Source organism: Deltaproteobacteria bacterium, assembly GCA_029858205.1.
Taxonomy (GTDB): domain Bacteria; phylum Desulfobacterota; class GWC2-55-46; order GWC2-55-46; family DRQE01; genus JAOUFM01.
This window is the reverse complement of the sequence record JAOUFM010000004.1, coordinates 201,024-215,258: the sequence shown is the minus strand read 5'-3', so window position 1 is coordinate 215,258 and position 14,235 is coordinate 201,024. Positions and strand designations below refer to the sequence as shown.

Here is a 14,235-nt window from a genome sequence, read left to right as displayed (position 1 = left end):
CTGCAAAAAGAAATAAAACCAAACGGATATTACGTGAATTTTTCAGGACGCACAAAACGGTTTTTCCGGAAACAACGGATATACTGATAGTCGCCAGAAAATGCGTTCAAAACCTCGACGAAATCAATGCGGTTTTCCTCGAGAAAAAGCCATTTGAAAAATTGCGTGCCAAAGAAAACTGAAATAAGCATGACGATGCGGTTTATCGCGTATCCGGCGGCATTTTCCATAAAGGCCGGAATTTTTTTGTATAAGGCCCTGTTATCTCCATATCTTGGCGGCGCGTGTAAATATCATCCGTCCTGTTCGTGTTATACGGACGAAGCGGTCGAAAAGCACGGACCGTTAATAGGCTCAGCGCTTGGTTTGTGGCGCATTCTGCGCTGCAATCCGTTTGCAGCCGGAGGCCCGGATCCCGTGCCCGAAAAAATTGCCGTAAGAATAAAAAAATAAAAATAGGAACCATAGAAAAGTTCCTATAAAAAAGGAAACGGAATCTAATGCAACCGGAAACCAAAAGATTTATACTCGCCATAGTGCTTGGATTGGGTATTTTGATTTTATATCCCATTATTCTTGCCAAATTTTTCCCGCAATACGCAAAGCCGGCCCAGGAAGCGCCTGTTGCAACAACAGAAACGCCGAATGCCGCGGTCTCCACAAAAGAAAAAAGTATTGTGTCCACGGAACCAGGTGGTGCAATACAAAAACCGGCGCAGGCAACACCTCAGGCGCCAACCATAAAAGAAGTTCTTACAACTATCGAAACGCCGTTATATACGGCTGTTATAAGCAATGTCAATGGCGCTATCAAGAGCTGGAAGCTGAAAACATATTCTACCAAAAGAAATGATGGTTCCAGCGAAGCCGTGGAAATTGCCAAGTCCTTTGGTCGCAGACCTCATCTTAGCGAAGAACTGGTAATAAACGACAAGTTCGAAACACTGGTGTTTACTTTGTCGACGGAAAAACTGGTACTTGAACAAAATGAGACAAAAGAAATAATTTTAAAGGCCATAACGTCTTCCGGAGTAAAGGTCGAAAGAATAATAACGTTTTTTGGCGATACATATACGGCAGACATAAAATCTACCATAACAAACACCGGCAAAGGAATTATAAGTGGCGGTTATTTTACGGAGTTTTCCGGAACATACGAGGCCGAGGAAAAACCGTATTTTCATCAAGGCCCGCTCTGGATGATAAACAATGAAGTTGTAAGACAGGATATACATGAAAGTAAGGAAGCTGATTTAAAAGGCGTTGATTCGCTCGATTGGATAGGAATAGAGGAAAAGTATTTTCTCTCCGCTCTTCTCCCGGAAAAGGGCGAAAAGCGGTTTTGGAGAAGCACCATACCGATGGCAGGCCAGGCGCGGCTTACCATAGGGTCCAATCTGGAGCTTAATCCTTCGACCGCAGTAACGTTTACATCCAGGTTATACGTCGGGCCCAAGGAATTTAACATGCTTGCCGACGAAAAACGGCTTCTTGACGATGCAATCGAATTCGGCATGTTTTCGTTTATGGCAAAGCCCGCGCTCGCGGTTTTGAACTTTTTCGAGAAATATCTCAAGAATTACGGTCTCGCCATCATAGTGCTTACGGTAATAATAAAGATACTTTTCTATCCGCTTACCAAGATAAGCATGAATTCCATGAAAGACATGAAACGCATGCATCCGGAAATGATGGCCATAAGGGAAAAATTCAAGAACGATAAGGTCAAGCTGAACGCCGAAATAATGGAACTCTATAAACGCCATAAGATGAGCCCGCTTAGTCCGGCCGGCGGATGTCTGCCCATGCTTTTGCAGATACCGGTATTCATCGCGCTTTATGAGGTTTTGTACGTGGCCATAGAATTGAGGCAGGCGCCGTTTGCTCTGTGGCTGCAGGACCTTTCGGTGCACGACCCTTATTATGTGACCCCTGTACTTATGGGTCTTAGCATGTTTGTTTTGCAAAAACTTACGCCAACGGTCATGGAACCGATGCAGGAAAAAATCATGCTGTTTTTGCCCATAGTATTGACCTTTGTATTTTTAAAGATGCCATCCGGCCTCGTTCTCTACTGGTTCATAAACAATCTTCTTTCCATTGCCCAGCAGTACCATCTGTATAAGGATGAAATAACGTTATTCAAGAAAAAACCGAAACCCGCATAAGCTTGGAAATGACGATAAAACCGGCGCTGTTTTTTTGCTTTCGAAGATAACGCAATGCCAATCGAAGACACAATAGCCGCTATTGCAACGGCGCCAGGTAGCGCCGGTGTTGCAATTATAAGGATAAGCGGCCCAAATGCCCTGGACATAGGTTCCGGGGTTTTTTGTTCCCAGAGTAAAATCCAGACATACGAACATGCGAAGATGTATTACGGCCGCATGGTCTCGGAAAAAGGCGAGACTATCGACGACGTATTTTTTGTTTACCTGAAAGGCCCTAAGACATATACGGGCGAAGATACGGTTGAGTTTCACTGCCACGGTGGCGTGCTGATAGTCAGGCTTGCGCTCGAAGCGGTATTAAAGCAGGGCGCAAGGCTTGCTTTGCCTGGGGAGTTCACCAAGCGGGCATTCCTTAATAATCGAATCGACCTTGGGCAGGCTGCAGCTGTAAGCGACCTGATAAATGCGTCTTCCGTGGCTGCTTTGAGAAATGCCAGGGGAAGGCTCGAGGGCGGGCTCTCAAGAAAGATAAATTTGGCCAAGGGCCCGTTAATTGACGTTATTAGCAGGCTCGATGCTGAGCTTGATTTTCCGGATGAAGGGGATGTAAGGGAAATAAACAAGGTTGAACTCGAAAAATCCATTAAGAGCATAGAAAAAAATCTTGAATATATAACGCTTGGGTATAAGGCAGGGGTTGCGCTAAAAGAAGGCGTGAGGACCGTCATACTCGGCAGGCCTAATGCCGGGAAATCGAGCCTTTTGAATCTTCTTTTGAGGGAAGAAAGAGCTATTGTTACGGCAGAACCAGGGACCACAAGGGACGTTATCGAGGAAATGGTCGTTATACGCGGCATTGGCATACGGCTTGCGGATACGGCAGGGATACGCGAAGGAGCAGGCAAGGTCGAGTCGGTTGGTATAGAGCGGGCAAAAGAAAAAGCAAAGAATGCCGGTATAATTCTTTACGTAACGGACGGCAGTGCCGATGCAACAGAGTTTGCAAAAGATACGGAAACCATAAAGTCGTTAAAAACAGAAGGCAGGACAATCGTTATCTTGAATAAGGTGGACACAATAGGCGATAAGAGAAAATGTCTTCAAGACGGGCAAATGGTATTTGGGAAAATAACCGATAAGATAGTTCTTCTGTCGGCAACAAAGAATGAGGGATTAAAGGAACTCGAGGACGCAATATGCGCGGCCGCAGGGCAGGGCGGCGAGATGTTTTTTGAGGCAGAGGCCGGAGAGGTCATAACAACGTTAAGGGAGAAGACAGCCGTTGAAAAAGCAATGGCAGCGCTTTCAAGGGCTCTAAAACTCATTGACGATAACGGCGCTACCGAGCTTATTGCGTTCGAGATAAAGGCAGCGCTGGACGCGCTAGGTGAGATAACCGGCGAGACAACGCCGGAAGAAATATTAGATAACATATTCTCCAACTTTTGTATCGGAAAATAAAAGAGCGGCTACGGGTTTAACTTATGAACGGGGATTAGAGTGCTTTATTATCCTGTATATCCAGCCGGTAATCACGATAAGCAGTATCGCAATAATAACAGTTAAGATTGTTTTCTCATAAGACTCGCGAAAGGCCGCAGCCGGAGTTATGGCGGAATATGCGGTATTTTTTGTAAGCGTTGACAGTTCGAGCTCTATTGGATGTAACGAATCGATATTGTCGCTGTTGATCATTTTCTCGGTTTCGTAGACGGGTTTTTTGAATCCTTCGCCACCGACCCCGAATTTATATGTAAAAGACGGTGAATCCGCGAAAAAATAAAGATTACGCCCTGTCCAGCCGACTCGCAGCGCGTTTATCGAAAGCGGCGGGTTATCGCCGTTTTCTATGACTATTTTCAGATAGCGGCGCCATAAACCGTTTAACGGCACGGATTTCTGAGTGCTTTGGCCTTCGAAAAGCGGAAAATTATAGATTGCCGTAGAACTGTTTAGACTGAAGTTTTCCGGTTTTGTTGAATCGGTCGAGTAAATTTTAACGTTTCGATAGTAATATGCCGGCCACATGACGTCGAAAGAGATTGTTTCGATAGGCACATGCGGCTTGAAAATAATAACCGTGTTGCCGGCCTCGTCTTGCATTGAGGAAAAACCGCTTACCATCATAAAATCGAAGCTTTTCGGAACGTTTGTTGGTTTAGAAAAAACGGATATTTTGTCGATCCTGAGATTGTTGGCTGCGACCGTCTCGGTTGAAAAAGAAAGTTCTTTGTACGTAAGGGTGATGGATGGTTCTTTATCTTTGCCGGCCGAGGAATCGGCAAGCGAAAGTTTATAATAGGCGTAGTTCGACGGTGTTGTCCACTCGAGTCGCGTATTTCGTAAATCGAGTTTCGAAGAAAAATCGTAAAAAGCCCCGTTTGCGATAAATTTCCAGGAAAGCCTGTCGTTACTGCCCAAAAGCGTTGCTGCCTTTTTAAAGTTTCTGTTCGCTGATGATATTTCCATGGCGTTTATCGCTATAGCGCCTTCCGGTGCCTTGAATATGACAGTAGAAGACCCGTCCTTATTCTCGCTGTATTCCAGCGCCTTTAATTCGTAACTTGTTATTGCCAACGGTTGTTTGGATTTGCTTTCTATCAGCGCGTAAGGGATTTCCCTGCTTTTGGCGGAGTAAAGACGAAGGTCAGGGCAGCCGGGCGCGCATTTTGAAAGAATATCGGAATCAATGTGTATCGAAAAAAGCGAATCCGGCGCGCCGCTTCCGGATATTTCGCCAAGGTAAGCGGAATTTTCAGGAGAAGCGGAAAAGGCCCGGCCCGCTGCCGTCAAAAGGCATATGACCACGAATAACAGTATCAGATTTCTCTTCATACTGATTTTTTCTCCGTCTTGTTTGCGGCAAGGGCGTCTTCGAGTTCCTTTTTGTATTTATGGTACAGGTATGAAACACCTATCAAGACCAATCCGAGAATAATAAAGGAAACAATTCGGTATGGCGTGCTCAGTTTTGCTATATCCACGAAAAAAACCTTTATTATGGTTATAAGAAAAAGCAAAAGAGAGCAGTTTCTTAATCCGCTGCTTCTGTATCTAAAGCCCAATAGCATAAGAATTGTGGCGAATACCGACCATAGGACCGATATGGCCGCGAACCTTGCGCCAGGCAGGTATTCGTGGAAAAACGCGGCAGTCTCGATATTTAACGTGATAAACAGCGTTATCCAGAAGAAAACCATTAAAATCGCCGAATCAGGAAGAGAATTACCATTAAAGATTTCAAGGGCGCGTGTTTTTGCCCTGCGCGAAAACCAGAAAAGAATGACGGGGATAAATAATGCCGTAAATAATCTTTCCGGCAACAGATAAGCGTATGATTCGGTAAAATACAGGCTAAACAGGGATAAATGGAAGACCTGGAAGTAATCGTAAAAGAAGAATTTTACGATAGCCAGCAGAAGCACGATATAGGCCCAGACCAAAAACTGTTTTTTCATGGTCCTTGAGCCAAGCCAGCAGAGCACCGCGGCCTGGGCGGCCCATAAGACCGTTATGATATGTTTCGAAAAAAGGCATGGCACGGTAAGAATAATAAAAAGCATAGCCTTTGCTATTAAAAAAGCAGCAGGCCATTTGAGTTTTGGGCGTCGCGCCATCGTAATGGCGGCCAGCATTGTAAACAGGGCGGCATATGAGATAGTCAGCACGCTCATCCATTCATAGGAGTAACGGCCTTTTATCATGATAAAGCTGAATATGCCGGTTATGAGGGAATTGAAAAATAATATAAGAACGGTGTTATAGGTGCTTATTTCGTCGATATCAGTCTCGCTATTTGTCCTGTACAGATGCAGATATGGTATTACGGCATATATTATGAAGAATAGATTCAGGAAAATTATCGAAGGCCAGAATTTTTCCGCAGAATAAAATTCGCTATACCAGCCCAGATACAATAGATACGTGAAGACAAAAGCCAGGACAAACAGGCTTCGCCAATTTTTTACAGAGGCCATTACCAGAACGCCAACATTCAATATCAGCATGTAGGTCATTAATATGTTCTGGTTGTCAACGCCTGTTGAGAGCAGTATGGGGGTGAAAAAGCCGCCGATGGTGGTAAGTATCGCCAGCCACTGTGTGTTGTATTTCAGGGCAAGGAGCGCGGCAAAGGCCGTGGTGATGAGCATAAGAAAGAACGCCGCGGTTTGCGGAAAGAGATGGTATATTTGAAAACCTGCATAGGTGGCAAAGTATAAAACGGCTATCGAGCCGCCCACAAGGCATCTTCCATAGGTGTTATAACCGCGTTTGTCCAGAGTGTTGCCAAGCGCGAGAAAGGCAGCGCCCCAGAGGTATGCCAGCGCCACGCGCCCTGCAGGGCCTATCCAGCCCTGGTCAAAGGAGTATTTCAGGAAAAAGCCGATGCCAAAAACCATCGTAACGATTCCGGCAATCAAGAGAAGTTTTTGCCCGACGTTTATTTCTCCCCATGAACCGAATTGCATTTGAGGCGGTTCGGCGGTTTTTTGAGCCCGGAAAGTAGAAGGTGGTGGTAGATTCCTGGCCGGGGCCTGCGTTGGGGCCGGGGTTTTTTGCGCAAAGGACGGTTCTTGTGCCGGGGTAGAAGGTTTTTGCGGCGTAACCCGGGGCGGTTCCTTGTCTTTGGCAGGTTCCGGTGGCTGCTGATCCGGCGCAGCCGAGGTCTCGAATGCGAACGGCTCCGTAGCCGCAGGCCTAGTAGAAGCGGAAATATTCTTATGCTCCGTGGATAATTCCTGATTGATTCTAAATGCCAGGAGCTCGATGCTTTTTGTGATGCTGAAAATACTGGAGGTAAGCGCCGTTGCGCTGGCTCTGGCTCGCACCAATTCTTCTTTTAACAGGAAATATTCGCTTATCTTATCGTATGTCTTTTGGGAAAATTCGGTCTTGCAGGTTTCGCAGGTTCTGGAAAATTGCTTTACTTCGGCAGCACATCTTGGACATTTTATCATAATATCCCGGTTGGTTACCTTATTTTAAGCAATCGGAGGCAAAACTCCTTTTTAAGATATCATTCTATACAGTACCATGTTGCAAGTCAATATTGCGGTAGCGGCAAACAGTTAAGAGAGTAAGTAAGACGAAACGAGAACAGTTTTTTATTTATAACTTATTTTGCTTAAAAAACGACGCCGGCAAGAAGGGGGAGGGCTTTTTGTCCGGCGTCGCTTTATTTGCGGCTTGTATCCAAAAATTTGGTTCGCCGCGCGTATATCAATTATCTGATTATAATTATAAGGTCAAAAAAACGGTTTGAAAAGCAGAAAAACGGATGTTAAATTAGTTTTAATCCTTTTTTAAGAGGCTTTTCCCTTGAGTTCCGCAAGTATTTCAACGGCGCTGCTTACCCCGAGCCTATCCGCGCCAGCATTAAGCATGTCCATTGCGTTTTGCAGGGTCTTTATTCCGCCGGAAGCCTTTATTAAAAGTCTTGAACCGCAGAGTTCCTTTAAAAGCCTTATGTCCTCCGGTGTAGTCGCAGATGCAGAACCGAATCCAGTGGATGTTTTTACGAACCTGGCGCCGGAAGCGGCTATAAGCTCCACGGCTTCTTTTATTTCGTCCTTTGTGAGCATCGAGGTCTCGATGATTATTTTTGTTTTTATTTCAGGCACAGAGGCGGTAATGGCTTTTAGTTCATTCCTTACGTATTTATAATCCCCGGACTTGAAATAGGTTATGTTCATAACGATGTCGAGCTCGGTTGCGCCGTTTATCAGCGCTTCCCGCGCTTCGAGCATTTTTACCGGAAGGGTCTGGAACCCGAGCGGGAAGCCTATGACTGTTGTTATGGGGGTTTTTTCGCTCTTTAGCGTAGCCTTGGCGAACTCGACTATGCTTGGCGGCACGCACACCGAGGCAAACGGGTATAAGCGAGCCCTTTCGAGCATTGCCGTAAAGTCCGTAAGCGTTGCGTTTGGCCGAAGGAGCGTATAGTCTATCTTTTCTGCCAGGCTGAACACATCGAGGGTTGCCATGGTAAGACCATAGCAGAAATGTTATCCTTATACAAGTGGTCAAAATGGAAAAAACACGAAAAATTAAAAAACCAACGGTCCCGAAAGAACGTTCAAAGACCATACGGCAGTTGATAATCGAACAGCTTGAGCAAAGCGAGTTTGGTCTAACCGCGAAGGATCTATCCGCTCTTTGCAGTATCAAGGAAAAAGATGTTTACGAACATCTCGAACACATCGAGAAGAGCTTTGAAAAGAGCGTAAAGCGGCTTAAGATGACGCCAAGCGAATGCAACAGGTGCGGCTATGAGTTCGAGGACAGGACCAGGCTTACGAAACCTGGCAGATGCCCGGAGTGCAAGGGAAGTTCAATTTCGGCGCCGGTGTTTTCGATAGAGAAGAAGTAATGTATAAAAGTGACAAAAGTAATTCGATTTGGCTCTTGATATTTAAGATTAACTGACAAACAGGTGTTATGTAATATTGATACCGCAGTGCGGACATTTTTTAGGAATAAATAATCTCCAAAAACCAAACACGGGAAATCCGGCGATTTCTAGCCCCTTTTTCCATAACAAAAGTTTTGTGCAATTTGGACAACGGATTTTATAAATATATAGATTAAGAAGAATAACAAGAATTACTTCGCCGATGAATACGGGAATAAAATAAATGGATTTAGGGGTTAGATAGCCTAGCAAAAAAAAGCAAAATAATACCGCGATAATACCAAAAAAATATTTTAATCGCATATGTTTTTCAGCACGTGCAGAGTTTTTCTTCTTTTAACGCTTTGAAGCCTTCCTTTAAAATGAGCACCACGATGACAAGCGCGCTTACAGGGTCAGCCCACCAAAGGCCGTAGAGATAATTAAGCCCAAGGCCGATAAGGAGTGCCACAGAGAGCATCGAGCAAATCAGCGTTTGTTTGCTGTCCGCAATAAGCGAGCGAAGCCCCATTTTCTTGCCCTGCTTCCATTTTGCGTACGCAAGAAACGGCATGATAATGATTGAAAGAACCGCGATTATCATGCCAAAGAGCGAAGGTTCGGGCGCTTCATGAAGGTATAGCTTTTCAATTGATTCATAGGTAACATAGGCCGCAAGCAGGAAAAAACTGTACGCAACCAGACGCACGGCCTTTTTTTCGACCTTTTCCTCTTCTTCCGGTGGTATTTTTCCGTGCTTTAAAAGCCGCCAGATGAGCACTCCTCCGGATGCGGATTCTATTGCGCTATCCAGGCCAAACCCTATGAGCGCGATGCTTCCGGCAAGTATGCCGGCGGCAATAGAGGCAATGCCCTCGAATACGTTATACCCGACTGTAAAATACTCGAGCATAAGCGCTTTTGAGCGGTTTTGGCTCTTTGCCAAGTCTTCACAGTTATCTGTGCAGGTGGAGGACATGAATTTAGTTTTTCCCGCCTTTGTCTGATTTTACCACGTTTATGTTTTTAACGACAACCGGATTTTTGGCGTTTACCTCGAACTCGCCGCCCCCTTCAATTTTAAAGGGGCCCTCTTCGCCGCTTGGCAAAAGAAGGAGTAAGATGTATTTTCCTTCCTGTAAGTTACTAAAGGAGAATCTACCGTCGTTACTTAGTTCTTGTGCACCAGTCATCGCTAGGGTGAAGAAGTGTTCTTTGCCAAAATAAAAAATATTAGTAGATTGAAGTCCTATCCGGGTTCCTTTACTTATTTTTCCGTTTATACGGCCTTTGACAACACCTGTTATAAAGGTTTTTTTGCCGGATTCGAGAGCAGTTATTATTTTATCATAGTCTTTTTCTTTTTTAAGTCCCGCTTTTTGATAAAAATGTTTCGCTTTTTCTATGTTTCCGTATGCCAACCAGGTATCCGCGACAGACCTACTGCGGCGGCTTCCAATAATAAAATGTTCCTCATTGCTGAGATATTCAAGCAGACTTATGTTATCTGCGGTTACCGGAGCATAGCGAAGCGAGAAAGCTAAATTCAGCAAATAGAGAAAGTCGGAATTTTCGCGTCCGTTCGCCGCAGATAATTTCCTATAATCTTCAATAAACCAATGTATGCGAGCTATTTGTGCACGTATGCGCCGTGCGTCTGCGTAAAATACCGCGGGATCCTCTTGTTTTGAAGCTATATATCGGTTGAGTTTTTCCAGATTTTCAGGCAGATAGTCGATATTAAAGGTCTTATATTTATGGAAAAACGGGTCTTTGCTTCGCGATTCAATACGAAGAGGCGCTGGCATTCCCATTGTCTCGCTTTGGGGTTTCAACCAGAGCACCGTGCGTGGCTTGGGCGGTGCTGCAAGAAAGGTAAGTCCGGCAGCGTCATTTAATGTTTTGTCGCCGTTGCCGTATAATTTCAAGTTGTTAAGATAGAAAGCGTAGGCGGTAATAAGGATGATGAGCAATGGAATAACGGCGGTTGCCGCCATGCGCCATCGTTCATTCTTGCTTTTGGCACGAAGCGCCAGGTTCATTATCGTTGCCGCAAAAAGGGCAAAGGACATGGAAAAAAATAATGTTCCAATAATAATATAGAAACCAGAATTCTTTATTTCCATATCGGGTATGGCATAATCCGAAATTTGAGTCACTATGTTTGCAACGGTCCAAGTAAATACGGTACCCACTACACAGGAGCATACGACGGTTGCTATGCTCAGAAGCGCAGCCTTGCGGGAAGACATGTACTTTTCTCCGGCAAGTTTAGAAAGAACGCCTTCTTCAGCATGAATAAGCATGTAAAGCAGCATGAATGAAAAGAAGAGAAGCAAGAAGAGACCTCTTGAAGCGTCCTGTTCTATATGAAAATATAGTGCAAGGCACATACTTACTGGAGTCATGAGAATAATAAAAAGAGAAATGACAGGCCTTTGTTTTATTGCGCGAAAAATATCCCTGTTCATAAGACCGATAAGAAGCGGAAAGACCAAGAAAGATGCAATAATAATATAACCGTGAATATCGGTGTCCAGAAACCAGAAGTTGAAAGTTTCCCTTAAGGCGGTCATTTCCTCAAAAACGGTTTTTGGTAGAATAACGGATTCCGTTTCCAAAAGTATATCGATGAGATAAATCAAGAGAAGAATACCTATTTCCGCTCCAACAAGCGCAAATAGAATGGTCGAGATAATCGTTCTTTTTAAGGCGGATGGCAGCAAGACGGCTCCTTATCTAACAGCCGTAAAAGATTTAATGGGAACTATTACGCCTTTGCGAACCCGGTTGCTTCTTCTACATCAATTTTACTGCCGATTATAAGAGCCGTCCTCTGGTGGAGTTCCGATGGTTTTATGTCCATTATGCGCATTTTGCCGTCGGTAGCCGCTCCTCCTGCCTGTTCCACTATGAAGGCAAGCGGGTTTGCTTCATACATCAGGCGAAGCTTTCCTTTGGGGCTTTTGTTGTCGGTTGGGTAGAGAAACACGCCGCCCTTTAGAAGGTTTCTGTGGAAGTCGACAACAAGCGAGCCCACGTACCTCGCGTTCATGCCGTTGTTCTTTATTTTTTCGACGTACTTATGCGTCCAGCCGTGCCAGTGTTTTGTATTTCCCTCGTTTATGCTGTAGATTTTGCCCTTTTCCGGGATCTTCATGTCTTCGTGCGAGAGAAGGAACTCCCCGACACTCGGGTCGAGCGTAAAGCCGTGCACGCCGTGGCCCGTGGTGTACACGAGCATGGTAGAGGGGCCGTAAATGACGTATCCGCTGCAGACCTGCTCGGTGCCGGGTTGGAGAAAATCTTTTTCAGCTGCATCGCCGCCCGGCCTTTTCCTTAGAATGGAAAATATGGTGCCGACACTTATGTTCACGTCTATATTGGAACTGCCATCCAGCGGGTCGAAGAGCAGAAGGTAGTCCCCTCTCGGGTAATCGCAGCAGATGTTTATGATGCCGTCGTTTTCCTCGGAGCCCATGGCAGCGAGGTGGCCGCCGTACTCCATGGTGCGTATGAGGGTCGAATTGGCGTATTCGTCGAGTTTCTGGACTTCCTCGCCCTGCACGTTCGTTTTTCCGGCAGAGCCGAGCACGTTTACGAGCCCGGCCTTGTTCACTTCTCTCGATATTATCTTTGTTGCGAGTGTCAGGTCGGAGAGAAGCGAAGTAAAGTTCCCTGTCGAGGACGAGCGGTTTCTTTGTTCTTCAAGAAGGAATTTCGTAAGCGGCATTCCTATTTTGTCGGACATGGCGGTTTTCCTTTCTTAAAGGCGTTTATGCCGCAGGAAATTCGAAGTCTTTTAGCTCTTCCACCGTAAAAAGCCCCGGAAGCTTATTCGATTCAAGAAGTATCTTTTTGACTTTATCCTGCCAGAGAGAAATGAACCTTGCGTGTTCTTCCGGTGTTGCGCCCCCTTTTATGACCTTTGGCGAGAGCTCGGCCATGGCCGGGTCTTCCGGGAGTTTCCCCGGGTCATAGATTACGCGAACGGCCTTTCCTGTGTCCGCTCTCTGGAATATGTATGTGCAAAATTGAAAATCGTCTTCGTCGAAAACGAGTTTATTAAAGCGCGAGTACTTGCCGCCAAGCCCCTTGAACCCGGTTATGCCGCTTGCCCCGGTGATGAGCGTTATCACCTGTGACTGCGGGCCGTAGGCGAGTTGCGTTGCCCCGCCCTTTATAAGCACTAATATTTCGCCCCTTACAGGTGTTTCCGTTCCGTACAGGGCCTTTAAGGCAAGGGCCGTTACTTTATATGCGCTGCTTACGGCAGGACATGCGTGCCCGGCCATCTTTATGGCGTCGTGAAAGGTAAAATGGCAGAGGCTGTCCTTTTCCTGTGAGCCCAGCACATACGCAAGCGGCTCTTTAAGAGAGATGGTCTCTACCTCGTCGTAGAATTTTTGTTTCCAGGCGGTTGAGTCTTTTGACATCTTAAGCCTCCTTATGCACACCTTAAAATATCAGAAAAAGCGGGTTTCTTCAACAAAATACACCGGTTTCTTTAACAACATATAATAGGTAAGCGCGGTTTGAATCCATCGGTTTTCTGCTATAATGGAGAAGGAGGTTTATATGACCGATAAATTCAAGGTACTGCGCCTTGCAAAGGGCGTGCACGTGGTGGACGGCGCAGGGGTGAAGATAAACCGTATAATAGGCACAAACGCGCTAAGCCACATAGATCCGTTTGTTTTGTTGGACGAGATACGAAGTTCCAAGCCGGACGATTATGTTGCCGGGTTCCCGACGCACCCGCACCGCGGCATAGAAACGATTACGTATATGATACACGGCAGTTTTCGTCATAAAGATTCGAGGGGCGGCGGCGGTTTGCTTACCGACGGCTGCGTGCAGTGGATGACGGCAGGAAAGGGCATTCTTCATAGCGAAATGCCCGAGGAAACAAAGGGCGAGCTATGGGGTTACCAGCTCTGGCTAAACCTTGCTGCGAAGGATAAGATGACCGAACCCGGGTACCAGCACATTTCCCCGGACATGATACCGGCAGTTGAAAAAGACGGCGTCGTGGTAAAGGTAATATCAGGAAAATACGGCAACGCAACAGGCCCGGCAAAAAATATACTTAGCGCGGATTACTTCGACGTGTCGCTTGATAAAAACGCGGCAATGGAAATAAAAATCAGAAAAGGCATGAGCTGTTTTATATATGTTCATACAGGGGAAGTGCTGGTCAGGTCGGGTAAGGAAGAAGATATTGTCAGCGAAAAGACCCTTGCAGAGCTTCCTGCAGGCTTTGATGTCGAATTCACGTCAAACGGCAAAAAGGCGGGGTTTCTGTATTTTGCCGCTTCCCCGAATAACGAGCCGATTGCAAGGGGAGGGCCTTTTGTCATGAACACGCGTGACGAGATAAGGCAGGCATTCGAGGATTACGAGAGCGGGCTCATAGGGTAATCCCAAAAGATGCTTTTTTTGGCAAAATAGACTTCTTTTTGGCGGTTTTTTCATAAAAAACCGATATTTTCGCCTGCTTTTATTGACTAATCCCTGCTATTCTGATAAAAAGTAAGCTGGCTGCCCGAGTGGCGGAATTGGCAGACGCACGGGACTTAAAATCCCGAGTTCCGAAAGGGACGTGCCGGTTCGATCCCGGCCTCGGGCACCATAAATTATTTACACTCCGCCAAGTTCCCGTTGTTATATTTT

At 45.8% G+C, this 14,235-nt stretch carries 12 protein-coding genes and 1 tRNA gene; 6 read left to right on the top strand and 7 right to left on the bottom strand.

Annotation, left to right across the window (positions count from 1 at the left end; translation table 11 throughout):
- Nucleotides 1-195: 195 nt before the first annotated feature.
- Genes yidD through mnmE form a run of 3 tightly spaced genes read left to right on the top strand, consistent with a single transcriptional unit; the run spans nucleotide 196 to nucleotide 3,632 of the window.
- Complete coding sequence (gene yidD / locus OEV59_05020; GenBank protein ID MDH4227099.1) at nucleotides 196-453, top strand: membrane protein insertion efficiency factor YidD; 258 nt, start codon at nucleotides 196-198, stop codon at nucleotides 451-453.
- A gap of 47 nt (nucleotides 454-500) precedes the next feature.
- On the top strand, nucleotides 501-2,168 hold the full coding sequence (gene yidC, locus OEV59_05015) for a membrane protein insertase YidC (GenBank protein ID MDH4227098.1): 1,668 nt from the start codon (nucleotides 501-503) through the stop codon (nucleotides 2,166-2,168).
- Nucleotides 2,169-2,222: 54 nt separating this feature from the next.
- Complete coding sequence (gene mnmE / locus OEV59_05010; GenBank protein MDH4227097.1) at nucleotides 2,223-3,632, top strand: tRNA uridine-5-carboxymethylaminomethyl(34) synthesis GTPase MnmE; 1,410 nt, start codon at nucleotides 2,223-2,225, stop codon at nucleotides 3,630-3,632.
- Between the two features lie 21 nt (nucleotides 3,633-3,653).
- Here mnmE and OEV59_05005 read toward each other — a convergent pair whose 3' ends face one another.
- From OEV59_05005 to deoC, 3 genes are all read right to left on the bottom strand, one after another.
- Nucleotides 3,654-5,006 (bottom strand): hypothetical protein, encoded by a 1,353-nt coding sequence (locus OEV59_05005; protein MDH4227096.1) that lies wholly within the window; start codon nucleotides 5,004-5,006, stop codon nucleotides 3,654-3,656.
- Entirely contained in the window at nucleotides 5,003-6,640 is a 1,638-nt protein-coding gene (locus tag OEV59_05000; protein MDH4227095.1) for a DUF2339 domain-containing protein, read from the bottom strand. The genes OEV59_05005 and OEV59_05000 overlap by 4 nt, the downstream gene beginning before the upstream one ends.
- 834 nt (nucleotides 6,641-7,474) lie before the next feature.
- Entirely contained in the window at nucleotides 7,475-8,155 is a 681-nt protein-coding gene (deoC, locus tag OEV59_04995; GenBank protein MDH4227094.1) for a deoxyribose-phosphate aldolase, read from the bottom strand.
- 44 nt (nucleotides 8,156-8,199) lie between these two features.
- Between deoC and OEV59_04990 the strand changes: the two genes are divergently transcribed.
- The gene (locus tag OEV59_04990) at nucleotides 8,200-8,541 is read left to right on the top strand and encodes a transcriptional regulator (GenBank protein MDH4227093.1); all 342 of its coding nucleotides are present in this window, start codon (nucleotides 8,200-8,202) and stop codon (nucleotides 8,539-8,541) included.
- Nucleotides 8,542-8,893: 352 nt separating this feature from the next.
- Here OEV59_04990 and OEV59_04985 read toward each other — a convergent pair whose 3' ends face one another.
- Genes OEV59_04985 through OEV59_04970 form a run of 4 tightly spaced genes read right to left on the bottom strand, consistent with a single transcriptional unit; the run spans nucleotide 8,894 to nucleotide 12,998 of the window.
- A complete protein-coding gene (locus OEV59_04985; GenBank protein MDH4227092.1) occupies nucleotides 8,894-9,541 on the bottom strand; it encodes a cation transporter in 648 nt (215 codons plus the stop codon).
- A 4-nt stretch (nucleotides 9,542-9,545) separates the two neighbouring features.
- Nucleotides 9,546-11,288 carry a hypothetical protein gene (locus tag OEV59_04980; GenBank protein ID MDH4227091.1) on the bottom strand — a complete coding sequence of 581 codons (1,743 nt, stop codon included), beginning with the start codon at nucleotides 11,286-11,288 and terminating at the stop codon, nucleotides 9,546-9,548.
- 44 nt (nucleotides 11,289-11,332) lie between these two features.
- Nucleotides 11,333-12,313 (bottom strand): class 1 fructose-bisphosphatase, encoded by a 981-nt coding sequence (gene fbp / locus OEV59_04975; protein MDH4227090.1) that lies wholly within the window; start codon nucleotides 12,311-12,313, stop codon nucleotides 11,333-11,335.
- Nucleotides 12,314-12,338: 25 nt separating this feature from the next.
- On the bottom strand, nucleotides 12,339-12,998 hold the full coding sequence (locus OEV59_04970; GenBank protein ID MDH4227089.1) for an FmdE family protein: 660 nt from the start codon (nucleotides 12,996-12,998) through the stop codon (nucleotides 12,339-12,341).
- 142 nt (nucleotides 12,999-13,140) lie between these two features.
- On the opposite strand from OEV59_04970, the gene OEV59_04965 reads away from it, so the two are divergent.
- On the top strand, nucleotides 13,141-13,983 hold the full coding sequence (locus tag OEV59_04965; protein MDH4227088.1) for a pirin family protein: 843 nt from the start codon (nucleotides 13,141-13,143) through the stop codon (nucleotides 13,981-13,983).
- Nucleotides 13,984-14,105: 122 nt separating this feature from the next.
- Nucleotides 14,106-14,194, top strand: a tRNA-Leu gene (locus OEV59_04960).
- Nucleotides 14,195-14,235: the final 41 nt, after the last annotated feature.